This is a genomic window from Rahnella perminowiae, from assembly GCF_019049755.1.
Taxonomy (GTDB): Bacteria; Pseudomonadota; Gammaproteobacteria; order Enterobacterales; family Enterobacteriaceae; genus Rahnella; species Rahnella perminowiae.
In genome coordinates this window covers 1-17,781 of sequence record NZ_JAFMOS010000552.1, presented here as the reverse complement: position 1 = coordinate 17,781, position 17,781 = coordinate 1, and the positions used below count along the sequence as shown (strand labels likewise).

Annotated in this window: 16 protein-coding genes; 11 read left to right on the top strand and 5 right to left on the bottom strand. The window is 55.8% G+C overall.

The genetic code is table 11. The features are described from left to right. Positions 1 to 147: 147 nt before the first annotated feature. From J1785_RS13885 to J1785_RS13865, 5 genes are read right to left on the bottom strand one after another with little or no spacing between them, the layout of a single operon-like run. Positions 148 to 1,947, bottom strand: a complete 1,800-nt coding sequence (locus J1785_RS13885) for an ABC transporter permease subunit (protein ID WP_217219581.1) — start codon at positions 1,945 to 1,947, stop codon at positions 148 to 150. Further along, positions 1,947 to 3,455, bottom strand: a complete 1,509-nt coding sequence (locus tag J1785_RS13880) for an ABC transporter substrate-binding protein (protein ID WP_217219580.1) — start codon at positions 3,453 to 3,455, stop codon at positions 1,947 to 1,949. Before J1785_RS13880 ends, J1785_RS13885 begins: the two co-directional genes overlap by 1 nt. Before the next feature lie 13 nt (positions 3,456 to 3,468). Then, a complete protein-coding gene (locus tag J1785_RS13875) occupies positions 3,469 to 4,707 on the bottom strand; it encodes an MDR family MFS transporter (RefSeq protein ID WP_129953723.1) in 1,239 nt (412 codons plus the stop codon). Positions 4,708 to 4,711: 4 nt separating this feature from the next. Continuing rightward, the gene (locus J1785_RS13870; protein ID WP_217219579.1) at positions 4,712 to 5,527 is read right to left on the bottom strand and encodes an ABC transporter ATP-binding protein; all 816 of its coding nucleotides are present in this window, start codon (positions 5,525 to 5,527) and stop codon (positions 4,712 to 4,714) included. After that, the gene (locus J1785_RS13865; RefSeq protein ID WP_217219578.1) at positions 5,527 to 6,345 is read right to left on the bottom strand and encodes an ATP-binding cassette domain-containing protein; all 819 of its coding nucleotides are present in this window, start codon (positions 6,343 to 6,345) and stop codon (positions 5,527 to 5,529) included. The genes J1785_RS13870 and J1785_RS13865 overlap by 1 nt, the downstream gene beginning before the upstream one ends. Before the next feature lie 266 nt (positions 6,346 to 6,611). Between J1785_RS13865 and pduL the strand changes: the two genes are divergently transcribed. The 11 genes from pduL to J1785_RS13810 all read left to right on the top strand — a co-directional run. Beyond that, positions 6,612 to 8,351, top strand: coding sequence for a phosphate propanoyltransferase (gene pduL, locus J1785_RS26875; protein WP_274388856.1), 1,740 nt, complete (start codon positions 6,612 to 6,614; stop codon positions 8,349 to 8,351). Then, positions 8,348 to 9,043 (top strand): flavoprotein, encoded by a 696-nt coding sequence (locus J1785_RS13855; protein ID WP_331252984.1) that lies wholly within the window; start codon positions 8,348 to 8,350, stop codon positions 9,041 to 9,043. The genes pduL and J1785_RS13855 overlap by 4 nt, the downstream gene beginning before the upstream one ends. A 13-nt stretch (positions 9,044 to 9,056) precedes the next feature. After that, positions 9,057 to 9,323 carry a microcompartment shell vertex protein GrpN gene (gene grpN / locus J1785_RS13850; RefSeq protein ID WP_129953719.1) on the top strand — a complete coding sequence of 89 codons (267 nt, stop codon included), beginning with the start codon at positions 9,057 to 9,059 and terminating at the stop codon, positions 9,321 to 9,323. Between the two features lie 9 nt (positions 9,324 to 9,332). Further along, a complete protein-coding gene (locus J1785_RS13845) occupies positions 9,333 to 9,824 on the top strand; it encodes a GlcG/HbpS family heme-binding protein (protein WP_217219577.1) in 492 nt (163 codons plus the stop codon). Between the two features lie 11 nt (positions 9,825 to 9,835). Then, positions 9,836 to 11,047: a propionate kinase gene (tdcD, locus tag J1785_RS13840; protein ID WP_129990925.1), complete on the top strand. Its 1,212-nt coding sequence runs from the start codon at positions 9,836 to 9,838 to the stop codon at positions 11,045 to 11,047. A gap of 203 nt (positions 11,048 to 11,250) precedes the next feature. Continuing rightward, a complete protein-coding gene (gene grpH, locus J1785_RS13835; protein WP_095925478.1) occupies positions 11,251 to 11,532 on the top strand; it encodes a propanediol utilization system shell hexameric protein GrpH in 282 nt (93 codons plus the stop codon). 21 nt (positions 11,533 to 11,553) lie between these two features. Beyond that, positions 11,554 to 12,339 (top strand): propanediol utilization microcompartment protein PduB, encoded by a 786-nt coding sequence (pduB, locus tag J1785_RS13830; RefSeq protein WP_129953716.1) that lies wholly within the window; start codon positions 11,554 to 11,556, stop codon positions 12,337 to 12,339. Positions 12,340 to 12,381: 42 nt separating this feature from the next. Then, the gene (locus J1785_RS13825) at positions 12,382 to 13,920 is read left to right on the top strand and encodes an aldehyde dehydrogenase family protein (protein WP_217219576.1); all 1,539 of its coding nucleotides are present in this window, start codon (positions 12,382 to 12,384) and stop codon (positions 13,918 to 13,920) included. Positions 13,921 to 13,929: 9 nt separating this feature from the next. Further along, positions 13,930 to 14,235: a BMC domain-containing protein gene (locus J1785_RS13820; RefSeq protein ID WP_129953714.1), complete on the top strand. Its 306-nt coding sequence runs from the start codon at positions 13,930 to 13,932 to the stop codon at positions 14,233 to 14,235. A 62-nt stretch (positions 14,236 to 14,297) separates the two neighbouring features. Further along, the gene (grpM, locus tag J1785_RS13815) at positions 14,298 to 16,844 is read left to right on the top strand and encodes a glycyl radical diol dehydratase GrpM (protein WP_217219575.1); all 2,547 of its coding nucleotides are present in this window, start codon (positions 14,298 to 14,300) and stop codon (positions 16,842 to 16,844) included. A 77-nt stretch (positions 16,845 to 16,921) separates the two neighbouring features. Further along, positions 16,922 to 17,781 (top strand): glycyl-radical enzyme activating protein (locus tag J1785_RS13810; protein WP_217219574.1); only part of this gene is annotated, 860 nt, incomplete at its 3' end.

Here is a 17,781-nt window from a genome sequence, read left to right as displayed (position 1 = left end):
ACATAGAAGCAATCCGCAATAATTATCTTCCTGAAGTGACAAAACTTTTATCAGAGACTTTTTACAGAAACCCGATATTCCTGCTGAGCTTGTTCCATGCTCTCCTGAACTGAAAATTCAATATTGGATAGCTCAGTCGAAAAGTTATTAATGCCGCGCTCCTGGCTGCTGAGCGCGGTTTTTCCAACGTAAATTACTCATTGTCACCATCATTACAGACAACAGCGCCAGTGCCCCGGCCGGAGCGAGTACGCTCCACACCGCCCGCTCGATGTAAGGCATACCCTCGGCCAGCACGCGTCCCCATTCCGGCGCGGGCGGGGGGGCACCAAGCCCGAGAAAACCTAAGGATGCCAGCGCCAGCGCGATGCCCGGTAAACGCAGCAGGGCGTGACGTAACAGCGGACCGGCCAGCGCAGGAAACACATAAAATACATTACGGCGCAGTGCGCCTACGCCAATGACCTCAAGCATCTGCATATATGGCCTTGCGCGGATTTCGGCCACCAGCGCGGCAGTATGTGCCGCCAGCGGTGCCCAGCTGACGGCGGTGACGGCAATTGCCGCGCCGGTGGCGGTCGGACCATTGATGGCGGCGATCACCAGACCGGCAATGACCGGTGGCAGCGCGTTAGTGATTTCAATCGGGCCGGTCATCGCACGGGGGAAAGCGCCGGCAATCACGCCTGCGAACAGACAAATCAGTGAAACCATCAGCGCCTGCAAACAGGTATTGACTGTGCCATGTGCCACACGTGCGAGAAGGTCACGACCCATAGCATCAGCGCCAAAGGGTAAAACGAGAGAGGGCGATTGCAGGCGCAGATACGCTGATGTCAGCGGATCGCGCGGCAAACCGGCGAGAACCATAACCACTAAAACGCTCAGACAAAGCAATGGTAACCATACCCGCTGTTTTTCAGGCAGGGTTACCGGTTGCGGAACGGGTACTGCGGCCAATGACAACGCGCGGCCCAGTAATATCCGCCGGATGCCGCCCGTCAGCATGCCGATCACGCAAGCCAGCAACAGCAGGGTCAGCACGCCGGTCTGTAACACCGGTAAATCGCCGGCTGCCGCCGCGCCCAGGGTAGCGCGCCCGATGCCCGGTATCGCAAAGACTTTTTCCACCGCGATTGCGCCGCCGGTCAGCGATACCAGCACCAGTCCGGTTAAAGGTATCACGCCGGGCAATGTGCGCCGGATAATGGCCAGTGCGGTATGGCGGCGTGAAATTCCCAGTACACTCCAGGTGGTCAGCCAGTTTTCATTAAAGGTACTGCTGAGGGCATCGGAATACAGTCGCCCGAGATAACCGCCCGCCGGAATGCCCAGCGCCAGCGAAGGCAGCACCGCGTTATGCCAGCCGGTCCACCCGTAAGGCGGGAACAGTTTCAGCCAGACAGCGCCGGTGATCAGCAGCACCGACGCCAGTAAAAATTCAGGTAGCGCCGTTAGCAGCGCCGCCAGAAAACCCGCGGGCCGGGGCACTCTGCCCTGTAAACCACCAATCAGTGTCCCTGCGCATAACAGCAGCGCAATCAGAAACGCCACGCCGGCGGAAGCTGCCATCAGCGTAAGTGAAACACCTGTTGCCTGCAGCAGGCCCGGTAACACTGGCAGACCAGACACCCAGGAAACGCCCGCATCACCGCTCAGTAATCCGCCAAGCCAGTGCGTGAGTGCGTACCCTGGCCCATGATCCAGCCCGAGCGACAGGCGGATCGCGTTGAGCGCTTCCGGCGTGGCTTCCTGTTCGCCGGAGCGTGCGCGCAGCAATGACAGCGCCGGATCACTGCCCGACAACCACGGCAGCAGGCCGGTCAACACCACGATGGTGGCAAGCGTCAGCCAGCGAGAAATCAGCGGCACCCCTGCGCCACGGGTCTGACTCATACGCAGACGACTGACGCCCGCGCAGGTGCGGCAATACAGAGATTCACTCATCAGTCGGCCTGCACCACGCGCTGTGTCGCGGCATTGATTAACGTGCGTTCACGCGGGTCGCGCACCGCGTCACGGATGTCTGCCGATTCGCCCTGAATCACCCGCTCATGCAACATCGGAATGGCGGCATCCGTGGCGAGGATCAGGTTTTCAGCCTGCATGATCGCCTGACGGCGTTGAGCACCTGCCGGAATAACGGAAGCCTTTTGCAGGGCCTGATCGATATCAGGACGGCAAAGCTGCGCAATGTTAAACGAGCCTTTGCAGGCAAAATCACTGTACATGTACGCCACCGGGTCACCGGAATCCAGCACAGTGGCACGGGATAAAATAAACGCATCGAACTTGCCCGCCAGCGCATCAGATTCGATTTGTGAATATTCGCGCACCACCTGTTTCACGCTAAAACCGGCTGCCGTCAGTTGCTGTGCCAGATACACTGCCACCTCCGGCAGTTCGGCACGGTCACTGAAGGTTGCTAAGGTGATGGTTTCACCAGCCGGTTTACGGGCGGCCACCGGAGGGCTTACGGGCTGGCGCAGTGGTGCGGCCCACGGTAATGCCGGGCCGAGCAGCCCCTGTGCCACATCGGCGCGTTTTTCGTAGACGTTATCCACCAGTTGCTGGCGGTTAATGGCGTCGCGAACGGCAGCACGCAGCGCGGGATCCCGCATCACTCCAAGCCGCGTATTGAGATACAGCGTGTTAGTGCGCGGCATTGGCACTTCATGGATGAGCGTCTGATCCAGCAACGGGGCCTGAGACACCGGAATGGCCTCGACAATATCTGCCGCGCCGGTGCGTAACGCCGCGCCGCGTGCGGTGCCGTCCGGCACGAAACTGACATCAATGCCGCTGGCTTTGGCCTTTTCGCCCCAGTAACCGCCGAAGCGTTCCAGCCGGGCGTTGCTGGTGCCGTTCACCTGCACCAGTTCAAACGGGCCGGAACCGGCATGGCGCGGATCTACCACGCCGCCGGGGCGGTAGGCTTTTTGCGAAAGGATAGCCAGCTGCGGGCTGGAGAGCCGCTGTGGCAGCAACGGATCCGGCTGTGCGGTGGTCACCTTAACAGTCTGTTCGCCGTCCGCTACGGCGGTCAGTTGCACGCCATCCAGAATGCGTGGTTTCGGCGCGGCATGAGCGGCGACGGTCAGGGCATTTACCACGGTGGCGGCATCAAGCAGGCTGCCGTCGTGGAATCTGACGCCATGGCGCAGCTCGAAACGCCAGCTGTTATTACCGGTTTGCTGCCATTTTGTCGCCAGCGCCGGTTGTGCTTCGCCGAGTTTATCGAGCGTCACCAGCGTCTCTGTCGTACTCCAGCGCGAGAGTTTAAACGCATCGTCGCTGAGCGGCGTCAGGCCGGAACGCGGCGGTTGTAACATCGCCAGCCGCAGGCGCTGATCCGCAGTTTTGCCGGGGTTTTTATCGGTTTCACTGAAGCATCCGGTCAGTAAAAGCGCAGCAGAAAGCAGCCCGGCCAGCGGGCTTACATGTTTCAGAGACATCACAAATTCCTTGTCAGATTGCAGGAGGAGGCAACTGGCGGCAGATTCGCCACATCGCCAGCGCGCTTAAAAAGGGAACGGCGGCCAGTGCCAGCCACGGGATCACTGCGCCCGGAGAGGGCGTCAGGGCGTTATCGAGCAGGCCGCCGAGCAGGAAATTCCCCGTCAGCACCGCAATGCCGCCCATTGACGACAGCGCACCGTAATGCGCGCCGAGATTATGTTGCCCGGCAAAGCGCGGAATGAGATCCATGCCGACCGGCACAATCAGCATCTGTCCGACAGTCAGCAGAGTAATCAGCAATACGGAAGGCAGCAGCCGCAACCAGCCTTCCGGCGGAACCGTCCAGGCGAACAGCGCCACGGCGATAAACGCGGATGACAGCAATCCGAAGCCGGCAGGTAAAATCCGAGCGGCACCCATCCGGCGGGAAAATCGCGCCAGCGGCATTTGCAGAACGATCACCAGAACCGAGGCCAGTACGAACAGCGGCCCGAGATCTTGTTCGCTGCCACCTGAACGGCGCAGCTCCACCGGCAGCGCCAGATACAACTGGTTGTAGCTGAAGAGGTAAGCGCTGTAGGCAATGATAAAGGCCACAAAACGCGGCTGACGGAAGGTCTGCCACCAGGGCACAATTTTCAGTTCAGCGGCGCGTTTTGGCGTGGCGGGCAGGGTGAAAAACAACACCAGCAACGCAATCAGAAACAGGCCAGAACCGGCCAGCGCCACCGGCTGAAAACCATAACCGGACAGCAGCGATCCGAGTAATGGCCCCAGCACCGCGCCCAGTTCAGCGCACACGGCGGACAGCGCAAACCATTCAGCCCGGCTGCGTTTTCCGGCTTTTTCGCTGTGCGTTCCGGCCTGCGCCAGCAGGGCTTCAATCGAAGGAGAAAACAGTGCGCCGCCGATGCCGGTCAGGCAGGCGCCGAGAATAACCGGTGCCAGCGTGTCGGAAAGCCCGAGCAGCAGAAAACCGGCGATACGCACCACACAGCCCAAGAGAATGATCACCCGTGCGCCGTAGCGGTCAGACAGTGCGCCGCCGAGCAAAAACATCCCTTGCTGCGAGAATGTCCGCAGGCCCAGCACCAGCCCGATCGCCCAGCCTGAAAGCAATAAATCATCGCGCAGAAAAATCGCCAGGAACGGCACCACGGCATAAAAGCCAATGTTAAATACCAGACTGCTGGCGAGCAGCAACGGCGGTTTGGGCGCGGAAGTGCGCGCAATGGATCGGGTCAGCATCCGGTTATCCGTTAACAGTTAAAGGTAAATGAGGAATGGCCTGTAGCAGCTGCCGGGTATGCGTATGGTCCGGGGTGTGCAAAACATCCTGTGTGGCACGGTCTTCTACAATTTTGCCGCCGTGCATCACCAGCAAACGGTCACATAGCCCGGCGACCATCGAAATATCGTGCGTGACCATCAGCAGGCCCATGCCATTTTGCCGGGTCACCTGATGCAGTAACTGTTTGACCTGCCTGCGCAGCGGCATATCCAGCCCGCTGACCGGTTCGTCGGCGACCAGAAATTGCGGGCCTATCGCCAGCGCGCGGGCGATCGCCAGCCGCTGCGCCTGTCCGCCTGAGAGTTCACCTGCCGTACGCGATATTAACCCTTCGCTCAGGTGAACCTGCGCCATCACCTCACTCACGCGCAGGCGAATATCACCGCTAAACCCGAGGCGTTTCAGCGGCTCGGCAATAATCTGATAAAGGGTCTGAACCGGCGGCAGCGAACTGGCCGGGTCCTGTGGAATATACTGTACACGCTGCCGGTATTCGCGCAGAGAACGCGCAGAACCGGGACGGATCCTGACCCCGGCGCAATACACATCGCCGCTGTCGGGCGCTTCGAGTGCCAGCAGGATCCTCAGCAGGGAGGATTTTCCGCAGCCTGACGCGCCGACCAGCCCGAGGGTTTCATGGCGGCCGATACGCAGCGACAGGTCCTCAAAAAGGGCAGTGCGCTGCGTGCGCCAGAAAGAACCCGGCAGGGTGAGATGGCGGCTGATATTTTGCAGATGCAGAAACGGTCCGGTGACCCGAGGCAGTGAAGGTTCCATCAGACGGCAACCCCGTACCGTGACCCGGTATTCTGATGCAACACGGCGGCCTGTCTTGCGGCGTGAACCAGTTTTTGGGAATAAGGATGTTGCGGATGGCTGAGCAACTGCGCCATACCGGCAGATTCCACCAGTACGCCGTTTTCCATCACCAGTGCGCGTTCGCATAACTGCGCGGCGACGGCAATATCATGGGTGATAAACAACAGCGCACGGGGCGATGGCTGGCTGGCGCAGGCGTTACGCATAGCCTGTAAGACCTGCTGCTGGGTCAGCACGTCGAGCGCGGTGGTCGGCTCGTCCGCTACCAGCAGCGAAGACGTGGATTGCATGGCCAGCGCCAGACACAAACGCTGGCGCTGGCCGCCGGAAAGTTCTGCCGGATAGCGGGTGTAAAATTGCGCAATATCGCCCAGCCCTACGGCATCCAGCATCGCGCAGAGTTGGTCCTCGCTGGCAGCGGGCAGGGCGAGACGCAACTGTTTTCCGAGTGTCATCAGCGGGTTCAGCGCGGTAGAGGAATCCTGAAAAACGGTAGCGACGCGGCTGGTCATACAGCGTGACACCGGATGTATTCCGCACGCCTCGACGCCATTCACCCGAATGCTGCCGCTGAGTATTGCACCCGCAGGCGGCGTGCCGGTGACCGCTCTGGCAGTCAGCGATTTACCGGAGCCGGAAGCGCCCAGCAGGCAAACGCGCTCGCCGGCACCGATGCTGAAACTCAGCCCGCTGATGCGTGTTTCACCGGCAAGCCGCATTGTCAGTCCTTCCACGGCGAGCACCGGTTCAGTGTTTTGCGTCCTGTTGCGTGTCATTCCCTAAGCCTGTACACCGTTTTGCGTGTTTTGATATGTGATAACATAACAAAATGTGTCAATTTAATGCAAAAGTTTTTGCGATTTTCTCCGGGAAAAATTTTCCACCTTGCATTTTCTTGCCTGCCCTGAAAACAACAGAGCAAAAAAGTCCTTCACCTGCACAACCGTGCGCAATCCCCTTTCAGGCAGTGAATGCTAGGTTAACGGCATCTTTTTTACGCTGCATTTCGTATGCCGCTAATCTGAGTAAGGGTGCTGAAATAATGGCAAGTGAATTTTTCTCCAGCCCGCGGGTATATTTTGGCAACGGGTCAGTCAACGTGTTAAGCCGCCTGAATAACAAAAAAGTCGCGATCGTCACGGATGAATTTATGCTGACTTCAGGCAGAACGGCGTATGTGACTGACCAGATGCCGCAGGCAACGGTATCGATATACGGCAAGGTCAGACCGGATCCGGGTACGGATATTTTGCTGGAGGGGGCGGCGCAGTTTAAAGCCTTCAGGCCGGATGTGATTATTGCACTGGGCGGGGGATCATCCCTTGATGCCGCCAAAGGTATCAGGGTCACGCTGGAGGACCATTATCAGCAGACTGGCGGTCAGTCAAAGAGCATTGAGCTGATTGCCATTCCTACCACCAGCGGTTCCGGGTCCGAGGTGACTTCTTACGCGATCATTTCCGACCCGCAGAATGGCCGGAAATATCCGCTGGTTTCGCAGGCGCTGGTGCCGGATACCGCTATTCTCGACTCGGAACTGGTGCTGAGTGTACCGCGGCATATCGCCGTTGATACCGGAATGGACGTGCTGACGCATGCCATCGAGGCGCTGGTTTCAACGGGTGCCAATGATTTCAGCGACGCCCTGGCCGAAAAAGCCATTGCCATCACGTGGCAGTCTCTGCCGCAGATTTATGCTGATGAAAAAAACGTCGCAGCGCGTACGCATATGCATAATGCCTCCTGTATGGCGGGCATGGCATTTAACTCGGCGGGACTGGGGCTGGTGCATGGTATGGCGCATGCTGTCGGCGGCATGTTGCATATTGCGCACGGTAAAATTAACGCCATGCTGTTGCCGTTAGTCATTGAATTTAACGCCGCGCACGCCTCACCCGAAACCACTGCCCGTTACTGCCAGTGTGCCAGGATGATTCCGGGTATTGCCCCCGCTGAACCGCAACAGATGATTTCCCAACTGGTGGAGAAAATCCGTCAGCTCAATCTGCAGTTTGGTATTCCCCGCACGTTAAGAGAGCTCGGCACGGATTTAGCCGTATTTGAAACAATGCGTCTGTCCCTGACAGAAACCGCGTTAGCGGATGGTTGCACTGCCTCCAACCCTTACACGCCTTGCAGGCGGGATATAGACCAGTTGCTTTCCTGTATCGCTGAAACCGGCGAATACCCTGCACCGCAGTTTACCGTGCCGGTCGGGATTTCTAACCGTCACGTGCATCTGTGCCGTGAAGATATGGATGTTCTTTTCGGTTACGGCTCGACGCTGACATGCCTGAAAAAAGTCAGGCAACCCGGTCAGTTTGCTGCTGAAGAAACCGTGACACTCCGCACCCCGAAAGGCGAAATCGCGAATGTCCGGGTGCTCGGACCGCTGCGCAGCACCACGCAGATCGAGATTTCGGTAGCCGATGGTTTTGTGCTCGGGGTGAAGGCCCCGGTCAGAATGTCCGGTGACCTGGAAAACTCACCGGGTATTGAACTTGTCGGGCCGAAAGGGCGCGTCAGTAAATCACAGGGAACAATTGTCGCCTGGCGTCATATTCATATTTCGCCACAGGAAGCGGCACGCTACGGCCTGCGCGAGGGTATGGAAATTGATTTAGAGGCACAGGGGCAACGTGCGGGCATTCTCAGCCACGTTCTGGTGCGGATCAGCGCCGGTGCGGTGCTGGAATTGCATATTGATGTGGAGGAAGCCAATGGCCTGGGGCTGCGCAACGGCGATCTGGTATTCCGGTCTGGCCGGGGATCTCACCTGTGACTCCTGGAGAACGCCAGCGTTTATCTCGCCTGATCGACCGGTCAATTGCCGGTTTACTGGTGCGCAAGCGTGCTGCGTTGAAGGCCGGAGGCAAAACCGTGCGTGTGCTGATCAGCGGGGACGATCTGACGACATTGCCGATGACGCTGCAAAGCCTGCGGGCACTGGACAATGCGGGTTATGCGCTACGTGTGGCGTTTTCACATAGTGCGAGCCAGTCCGGCCTGAAAGCAGCATTACTGCCTGACATCGATCCGTTATACCTCGCTGATGATTTTGCTCCGCTGACCGCTGAGGTTGTCGACAGTCTGTATTTACCCGCACTTTCCACCAACAGCCTGAGCAAAATTGCGCTGGGTATCCGCGACAATCTCGCGACTGTGCAGGTTTTCCATGCACTGAGCACTAAGACGCCGGTGATAGTCACCCTGAACCCTGAACTTATGCATCTCGGTGACAGTGGCTTTGCGCTGCCGTTGCAGGTGAGGCTGGAGCAATACATCGACACCCTCAGGCAATACGGCATCGCGGTAACGGGCAGCGGAGAAAGCGTCTGTCAAAAACGGCTGATCACGCTGAACGATATCCGTCTTCACCGCGTGACAGACGTTTTACGTATTGGCCGCAACACGCTGATTACGCCTGCTGCGCAGGATGAAATTCGCCGACAGAACATCACCGTGATCCGGTGAAAGGGGAGGAGTTATGTATCTGGCAAAAGTGACCGGTGCGCTGGTCTCCACCACCAAACACATCTCGTTAAACGGGGCCAAATTACTGATGGTTGCCCGGCTTGATGAGCATTATCAGCCCACCGGCAGTGCTCAGGTGGCGGTGGATTTCGTCGGTGCGGGAAATGGCGAAATCGTCATTATTTCCACCGGCAGTTCAGCGCGTATGAGCAACAGCAAAGCGCATTCTGTGATTGATGCAGCCGTGGTCGGCATTGTCGATCCACAGGATCTCTCCTGAGGAACCCCTATGTCTGAACAATTGGACAGCTGGATAAGCGCGGCCATTTCCCGACAGCAAGCCGGACAACGGCATGCGCTGACCCTTGACGACTGTGCGTTGCTGGCCCGGTTTGCGCAAGAAGAAGCGCAGGCCATTGGTGTGCCGGTGGTGTTCAGCCTGGCCGACGCCAGCGGGCATCAGCGGTATTTTTTCAGCATGGAGAATGCATTGCTGGTAAGCCACCGCCTTGCGCCCGAAAAAGCGCTGACAGCCGTGGTGCTGAAAATGTCCACTCACCAACTCGCCGCGCTGATCCAACCGGGCGCAGCGCTTTACGGGTTGCAGCATCAGAGCGGTATTTGCTGCATTGGCGGCGGTTTACCGTGCTGGTCACAGGGCGTGTTACTTGGCGGGATTGGCATCAGTGGTGGCACGGTGGAACAGGATCTGACGGTTGCACGCAATACATTGCGCCGTTTCAGCACAGCCCGTTTCGCACTCATAACTGAAAATGATTAACAGGGGTCAATATGTCCTTCGGTTCACTGGTTTTGGTTATCAATTGCGGGTCATCCTCGCTGAAGTTTTCGTTGATCGCGTCTGAGACGGGCACGCCGGTTCTCTCCGGACTGGCAGAAAGGCTGGGGCTGGATAATGCCAGCATGACGTTGAAAGACTGCCACGGGCAGAAAACCCGCGTCGCGCTGAGTGAAGCCAGCCATGTTTGCGCACTGAAAGTGCTGTTCAGGGAACTGACTGAACGTCGGTGGTTGCCAGTGGTGCGGGCCATCGGACACCGTGTCGCCCACGGCGGCAGCGAATTCAAACATTCGGTACGCCTGACGTCTGAAGTGATTGAAAAAATCCGCACACTGTCGGCGCTGGCACCGCTGCATAACCCGGCTAATCTGACCGGCATCGAAGCGGCCATTGCACTGTTGCCCCTGGTGCCACAGGTCGCGGTGTTCGACACGGCGTTTCATCAGACGCTGCCTGCGGCGGCGTACACTTATGCGATCCCGCTGGAATATCAGCGGCGTTATCAGGTGCGGCGTTACGGTTTTCACGGCACCTCTCACCGTTATATTGCGGGCGAAGCGCTGAGCATGCTGGAACTAGACCCTGAAGATCACGGCATTTTGATTGCCCATCTCGGCAACGGTTCTTCGGTATGTGCGGTGCAGAACGGACGCAGCGTGGATACCTCGATGGGCATGACGCCGCTTGAAGGGCTGGTGATGGGTACGCGCTGCGGCGATCTGGATTTTGGTGCAGCGGCGCATATCGCGGCCAGTACCGGCCAGAGTATCGACGCGCTGTACAAAATGGTGAATAACCAGTCCGGCCTGCTCGGGATATCCGGTCTTTCCAGCGATTGCCGCACGTTACAGGATGCGCGCAGCCAAGGCGACAAGCGGGCGACACTGGCGATTGATGTGATGGTTCACCGGCTGGCACGCCATCTGGGTGCGCATCTGACATCTCTGAAACGTCTTGATGCTCTGATCTTTACCGGCGGGATTGGTGAGAATTCGGCGCTGATCAGGGAACTGACGCTTGAACGCCTTGGCGTATTGGGGCTGAAGCTGGACTCACATAAAAACCGGCAAACCTGCGGCGGAAGGGCCGGTGTGATATCGCCACAAAACTCTCCTTATGTGGCGGTGATCCCGACTGATGAAGAAAAAATGATTGCGCTGGATGCGCTGGCAATTTGTCACGCACAGACAGTGAATGAATAAATAAGAAAACAGAGAGATTTTCTTGTCCGGCTCCCTGAAGAAATAACAAGAAAGTCCGGCTGGCGGGCAAAACATTTGGTCATGAAATCTTTATTATCATCCTGCGTGAAGAATTTGCCGGCAGGATAAACATACGCGGGCTGGCGGTCTGTATTAATAACGCCTGCGTTAATTAACGTCCCCACTCATTATTCGAGGTTTTTATGCAACAAGAAGCATTAGGTATGGTTGAAACAAAAGGTCTGGTTTCTGCAATTGAAGCGGCAGATACCATGGTGAAATCTGCCAATGTCACGTTGGTCGGTTATGAAAAAATAGGTTCAGGGCTGGTTACGGTAATGGTGCGCGGCGATGTTGGCGCGGTTAAAGCGGCGACTGATGCCGGTTCTGCGGCAGCACTCAAAGTGGGCGAACTGGTCTCTGTGCATGTTATTCCGCGTCCGCATATCGAAGTGGAAAAAATCCTGCCAAAAGCCGTTGGTTAATAACCTCAGAGGATACTGACCATGAGAGATAATCTTGTTGAGCAGATTATATCTGAAGCAGTGAATCAGCAGACCAGTGAAAATGCCGGAGATAAAAAAGCCGCCAGTATTGCGGGCTGTGGTTTAACGGAATTCGTCGGAACCGCTCTCGGACATACTATTGGTCTGGTTATTGCCAATGTCGATAATCAATTACATGACGTCATGAATATCGACAAGAAATATCGCTCTATTGGTATTCTTGGCGCCAGAACCGGTGCGGGTCCGCATATTTTTGCGGCCGATGAAGCGGTGAAAGCCACCAACAGTGAAATATTATCGGTTGAACTTGCGCGTGATACGCAAGGGGGCGGCGGACATGGGTGCTTAATTATTTTCGGTGCATCTGATGTGTCTGATGTCCGCCGTGCCATTGAAGTGGCGCTGTCTGAAATTGAACGCACCATGGGCGATGTGTACGGTTCACCGGCGGGACACCTTGAATTCCAGTACACCGCCCGCGCCAGCTTTGCGCTGAATAAAGCTTTTGGTGCACCTGTCGGTAAAGCCTTTGGCATGACCTGTGCCTCGCCTGCGGCCATCGGCGTAGTGATTGCCGATGTGGCGGCCAAATCGGCGGTGATCGAACCGGTGGGTTACGCCAGTCCGTCAAAAGGCACCAGCTTCAGTAACGAAGTCATTTTCACCTTTGCCGGTGATTCCGGTGCGGTGCGTCAGGCAGTGATTGCCGCGCGTGAAGTGGGGCTGCAACTGCTTGCCACGCTGGATCCGTCACCGATCAGTTCCACCACCAAACCCTATATTTGAGGGTTAACCTTGCGAAGTGACGTGCAGTAAGGAATTAACAGCATGAATGATATTGAAATTGCTCAGGCGGTCTCCAGCGTGCTGAGCAGGTTTACCAAAATGACGCCGGAGAGTGCGATAATAAACAGTGCTGCAGAGACCGCGCCGCCGCCTGCGCCGGAACGCCCTCCGGCACCGGCCAGCGCCTCTCTCAACGCCATTGTTGCCAGAGCGCTGGCGCAGAAACGGGTCACGACGATCCCGTCACCGGCCTGCGAACCGGGTAATGGCGCATTTGCATCAATGGATGAAGCCATCGCCGCAGCGGTGCTCGCGCAGGTTCAGTATCGCCACTGTCTGATGCAGGAGAGGGCGACATTTGTTCAGGGTATCCGCGATGTCTTCCTGCAGGAACCGGTCTTACAGACTATTTCGCGTATGGCAGTGGAAGAAACCGGCATGGGGAATTACGCCGATAAGCTGACTAAAAATCGTGTTGCTGCGCAGAAAACACCGGGGCCGGAAGACCTCATTACCGGCGCGCTGAGCGGCGACAGCGGGCTGACCCTGACGGAGTTTTCTGCCTACGGGGTAATCGGTTCAATCACGCCGACCACCAATCCGACAGAAACCATTATCAACAACAGTATCGGCATGCTGGCGGCGGGAAATTCCGTGGTGTTCAGCCCGCATCCTCGCTCACGCAAGGTTTCCCTCTATTGCGTGGAACTGATTAACCACAAACTCGCCAGCCTGGGCGCACCGGCCAATCTGGTGGTGACTGTTACGCAGCCTTCCATCGACAACACCAGCACCCTGATTAGTGATCCGCGCATCAACATGCTGGTGGCCACCGGCGGCCCGGCGATTGTGAAAACGGTAATGTCATCCGGCAAAAAAGCCATTGGCGCGGGGGCCGGGAATCCGCCTGTGGTCGTCGATGAAACCGCCGATATCGAAAAGGCCGCCCGTGACATCATCTGCGGATGCAGTTTCGATAACAATCTGCCGTGTGTGGCGGAGAAAGAAGTCATTGTTGTCAATCAGGTTGCGGATTATCTGATCCATTGCATGAAGAAAAGTGGCGGTTATCTGCTGTGTGACAAAGCGCTTCTTCGCCAGATGGAGTCACTGGTACTGAACGAGAAAGGTACCGGCCCGGACACCGCCTTTGTGGGTAAAGATGCGCGCTATATCCTGCAGCAACTGGGCATCATCGCGCCGGAAGACACCAAAGTGATCCTGGTGGAAACGGCGAAAAATCATCCATTTGTGGTACATGAACTGATGATGCCGGTGTTGCCGGTGGTGCGGGTCGATAACGTCGATGAAGCCATCGAACTGGCGGTGCAGGTCGAGCATGGCAATCGCCATACCGCCATCATGCATTCCACCAATGTCGAAAAGCTCACCAAAATGGCACGTCAGATCCAGACTACGATTTTTGTGAAAAATGGGCCTTCCTATGCCGGGCTGGGTGTTGGCGGCGAAGGGCATGCCACGTTTACCATTGCCGGACCGACCGGAGAAGGGCTGACGTCGGCGCGTTCTTTCGCCAGAGCCCGTCGCTGCGTGATGGTCGAGGCCCTTAACGTCAGATAAGGCGCGGCGATGAAAAAACGCATCATAAACGCACCCACGCCGGACATCGTGGCAATGATAAAACGCAGGATGCCCGGGGAATTTCGTTCACGGCTTGATCTTATCCGTATCGATGCGATTGGCATGATTATGTTACCGGTGCCGGATCTTTATTTCTATGCAGATGCCGCCAGTAAAAGTGCCAATGTGGTGGTCTCGGAAATATTCGGCAGTTGCCCGCAACATATTACAACACTGGCCATATTCGGTGAAGTCGCCGCCGTGAATGAAGCCATGCGAATAATAGAAGACGACAACAATAATACGGCTTTCTGATTATACGCTGATAAAAACGATTACTGCCGCAAGGTTTAATAATTAATTTCGGGAGTTATTCTATGTTAGAGAAAGGCTTTTCTAATCCGACCGAACGTGTTGTAAGACTCAAAAATATGATCCTGCATGCTAAACCCTATGTAGAATCTGAGCGCGCCGTATTAGCGACGGAGGCTTATAAAGAAAATGAACAACTGCCTGCCATTATGCGCCGGGCACGCGTGGTCGAAAAAATATTTAATGAGCTGCCGGTCACTATTCGTCCTGACGAACTGATTGTCGGTGCGGTGACCATTAATCCTCGCTCTACCGAAATATGCCCTGAATTCTCTTATGACTGGGTGGAAAAAGAATTTAATACTATGGAGCACCGGGTCGCCGATCCGTTTATTATTCCGGAAAAAACGGCTGACGAACTTCACGAAGCTTTTAAATACTGGCCGGGTAAAACCACCAGTTCGCTGGCCGCATCTTATATGTCGGAAGGCACCAAAGAAAGCATGGCCAGCGGCGTATTTACCGTAGGTAACTATTTCTACGGCGGTGTCGGACATGTGAGTGTAGATTACGGAAAAATACTGAAAATCGGTTTTCGCGGCATTATTAATCGGGTGAGCTGCGAACTGGAAAATCTGGATCGTTCAGAACCGGGATATATTAAAAAAGAACAATTCTATAACGCGGTAATAATCAGTTATCAGGCAGCTATCACTTTTGCGCACCGTTACGCGCAGGAAGCTACGCGTCTGGCACAGCTGGAAAGCAATCCGGCACGTAAACGCGAACTGGAGCAGATTGCGCAAAACTGTAGCCGTGTACCGGAAAACGGTGCCACTACGTTCTGGGAAGCGTGCCAGACCTTCTGGTTCCTGCAAAGCATGTTGCAGATTGAATCCAGCGGGCATTCTATATCGCCGGGGCGTTTTGACCAGTATATGTACCCATATCTGGCTGCCGATACCTCCATTTCGAAAGAGTTTGCCCAGGAACTGGTGGATTGTTGCTGGATAAAGCTCAACGATATCAACAAGACCCGCGACGAAATTTCTGCCCAGGCGTTTGCCGGATACGCCGTGTTCCAGAACCTGTGCGTCGGCGGTCAGACTGAAGACGGCCGTGATGCCACTAACCCGCTGACTTACATGTGCATGGAAGCGACGGCGCATGTGCGTCTGCCGCAACCGTCGTTCTCTATTCGCGTCTGGCAGGGTACGCCGGATGAATTCCTGTTCCGCGCCTGTGAACTGGTACGCATGGGGCTGGGCGTTCCGGCGATGTACAACGATGAAGTGATTATCCCGGCGCTGCAAAACCGTGGTGTCTCCCTGCACGATGCCCGTGATTATTGCATCATTGGCTGCGTGGAGCCGCAGTCGCCGCACCGCACCGAAGGCTGGCACGATGCGGCATTCTTCAATGTGGCAAAAGTGTTGGAAATCACGCTCAACAATGGCCGCGCTGGCAACAAACAGTTAGGGCCGGTGACCGGCGAAATGACCGGATACACCAGCATTGATGATTTCTTTACCGCCTTCAAAAAACAGATGGTGCATTTCGTGCATCAGCTGGTGGAAGCCTGTAACAGTGTAGATATCGCCCATGGCGAGCGTTGCCCGTTGCCGTTCCTTTCCGCGCTGGTCGATGACTGTATCGGTCGCGGTAAGTCGTTACAGGAAGGCGGCGCGATCTACAACTTTACCGGCCCGCAGGCCTTTGGTATCGCTGACACCGGGGACTCCGTTTATGCCCTCCGGAAACAAGTCTTTGAAGACCGCAAACTGACACTGACTGAACTGAAAAGCGCACTCGACGCTAACTTTGGTCATGCAGTCGGCTGCGCACCTCACGCGGCAGACGGTAAGTCATCGCTGGGAGAACAGGAAATTCATGAGATGGTGAAACGTATCATCGAACAGCATGGTTCACTGGATCCGACGGCGATCAAAAATGAAGTTTACCGTCAGCTTGCCAGCGGCACTTCCGCAGCTCCGGCAGGTAGCAACTCACGTTTCGAAGAGATCCGACACATTCTTGAAAATAGCCCATGCTTCGGGAACGACATCGATGAAGTGGATCTCGTGGCACGTGAATGTGCGCTGATTTACTGCCAGGAAGTCGAGAAATATACCAACCCGCGCGGCGGTCAGTTTCAGGCCGGTATCTATCCGGTTTCTGCTAACGTCTTGTTCGGCAAAGACGTGGCAGCACTGCCGGACGGACGCATGGCGAAAGAACCATTGGCCGACGGCGTTTCACCGCGTCAGGGTAAAGATACCCAGGGGCCAACCGCAGCAGCTAATTCAGTGGCCAAACTCGATCACTTCATTGCCTCTAACGGCACGCTTTACAACCAGAAATTCCTGCCGTCGTCACTGGCCGGAGAACAGGGTTTGCGCCATTTCAGCGGGCTGGTACGTAACTACTTTGATAAGAAAGGGATGCACGTCCAGTTCAATGTCATCGACCGCAAAACCCTGATCGAAGCGCAGAACAATCCGCAGCAACATCAGGATCTGGTGGTACGCGTCGCCGGTTACAGTGCGCAGTTTGTGGTGCTGGCGAAAGAAGTGCAGGACGACATTATCAGCCGCACAGAACAGCAATTCTGATTAGCTACCTTCACGGGCTATGTACAACACATGGCCCGTTTTTTAAATAACCTGTGGCGCTGATGGCGGGTAAAGTTATGAATAAAGTCGATTACGAAACGGAAGGCGTATTATTTAATATTCAGCGCTATTCTCTGCATGACGGACCGGGTATCCGCACCATTCCTTTTTTTAAAGGCTGTCCGCTGGCCTGCAAATGGTGCAGTAATCCGGAATCACAACATCCGCAACCGGAATTATTATTTAAAAAGAGTGATTGTATTCGTTGCGGTAAATGTATTGAAGTCTGCCGGCAACAGGCATTATCCGTTAATAATACTTCTTTTATAGATCGTGAACGGTGTATTCATTGTGGTAAATGCACCCAGGTCTGCCCGACTCAGGCACTGGAAATGAAAGGTAAACGCATGACGGTGGCGGAAGTGATGCGGGAATTGCAGAAAGAAGAAAATTTGTACCGGCGTTCAGGTGGCGGGATCACGCTCTCCGGCGGAGAACCCCTGGCGCAGCCTGCGTTTGCCCGGGAATTGCTGAAAGCCTGTAAGGAGAAGGGCTGGCACACGGCGATGGAAACGACCGGCTTCGCCACAACCGAGGTAATTGCTGACGTTTTCCCTTATGTCGATCTGGCGCTGACTGACATCAAGGCGATCAACCCGGCAGTGCATCAGGCCAATACCGGTATGGATAACCGCCAGATCCTGGAAAATCTGTTACGTATTTCTTTCATGACAAAAACCATAGTGCGTATACCGGTGATCCCGGGGGTGAATGATAATACGGAAGAAATACGTCATATCGTGAAATTTGCGCGACTGATGTCCCATGTCGATACTTTGCATTTATTGCCGTATCACGCTTTTGGCGAAAATAAATATAGTCTGCTTGGGCGTATTTATCCGATGGGGGACGTGGAAAGTATTGCTGGATCCAAAAT

What these genes read in the sequence shown, in the direction of transcription:
- J1785_RS13885 (WP_217219581.1), bottom strand. Translation starts at nt 1,947, where the DNA reads ATGAGTGAATCTCTGTATTGCCGCACCTGCGCGGGCGTCAGTCGTCTG.
- J1785_RS13880 (WP_217219580.1), bottom strand. Translation starts at nt 3,455, where the DNA reads ATGTCTCTGAAACATGTAAGCCCGCTGGCCGGGCTGCTTTCTGCTGCG.
- J1785_RS13875 (WP_129953723.1), bottom strand. Translation starts at nt 4,707, where the DNA reads ATGCTGACCCGATCCATTGCGCGCACTTCCGCGCCCAAACCGCCGTTG.
- J1785_RS13870 (WP_217219579.1), bottom strand. Translation starts at nt 5,527, where the DNA reads ATGGAACCTTCACTGCCTCGGGTCACCGGACCGTTTCTGCATCTGCAA.
- J1785_RS13865 (WP_217219578.1), bottom strand. Translation starts at nt 6,345, where the DNA reads ATGACACGCAACAGGACGCAAAACACTGAACCGGTGCTCGCCGTGGAA.
- pduL (WP_274388856.1), top strand. Translation starts at nt 6,612, where the DNA reads ATGGCAAGTGAATTTTTCTCCAGCCCGCGGGTATATTTTGGCAACGGG.
- grpN (WP_129953719.1), top strand. Translation starts at nt 9,057, where the DNA reads ATGTATCTGGCAAAAGTGACCGGTGCGCTGGTCTCCACCACCAAACAC.
- J1785_RS13845 (WP_217219577.1), top strand. Translation starts at nt 9,333, where the DNA reads ATGTCTGAACAATTGGACAGCTGGATAAGCGCGGCCATTTCCCGACAG.
- tdcD (WP_129990925.1), top strand. Translation starts at nt 9,836, where the DNA reads ATGTCCTTCGGTTCACTGGTTTTGGTTATCAATTGCGGGTCATCCTCG.
- grpH (WP_095925478.1), top strand. Translation starts at nt 11,251, where the DNA reads ATGCAACAAGAAGCATTAGGTATGGTTGAAACAAAAGGTCTGGTTTCT.
- pduB (WP_129953716.1), top strand. Translation starts at nt 11,554, where the DNA reads ATGAGAGATAATCTTGTTGAGCAGATTATATCTGAAGCAGTGAATCAG.
- J1785_RS13825 (WP_217219576.1), top strand. Translation starts at nt 12,382, where the DNA reads ATGAATGATATTGAAATTGCTCAGGCGGTCTCCAGCGTGCTGAGCAGG.
- J1785_RS13820 (WP_129953714.1), top strand. Translation starts at nt 13,930, where the DNA reads ATGAAAAAACGCATCATAAACGCACCCACGCCGGACATCGTGGCAATG.
- grpM (WP_217219575.1), top strand. Translation starts at nt 14,298, where the DNA reads ATGTTAGAGAAAGGCTTTTCTAATCCGACCGAACGTGTTGTAAGACTC.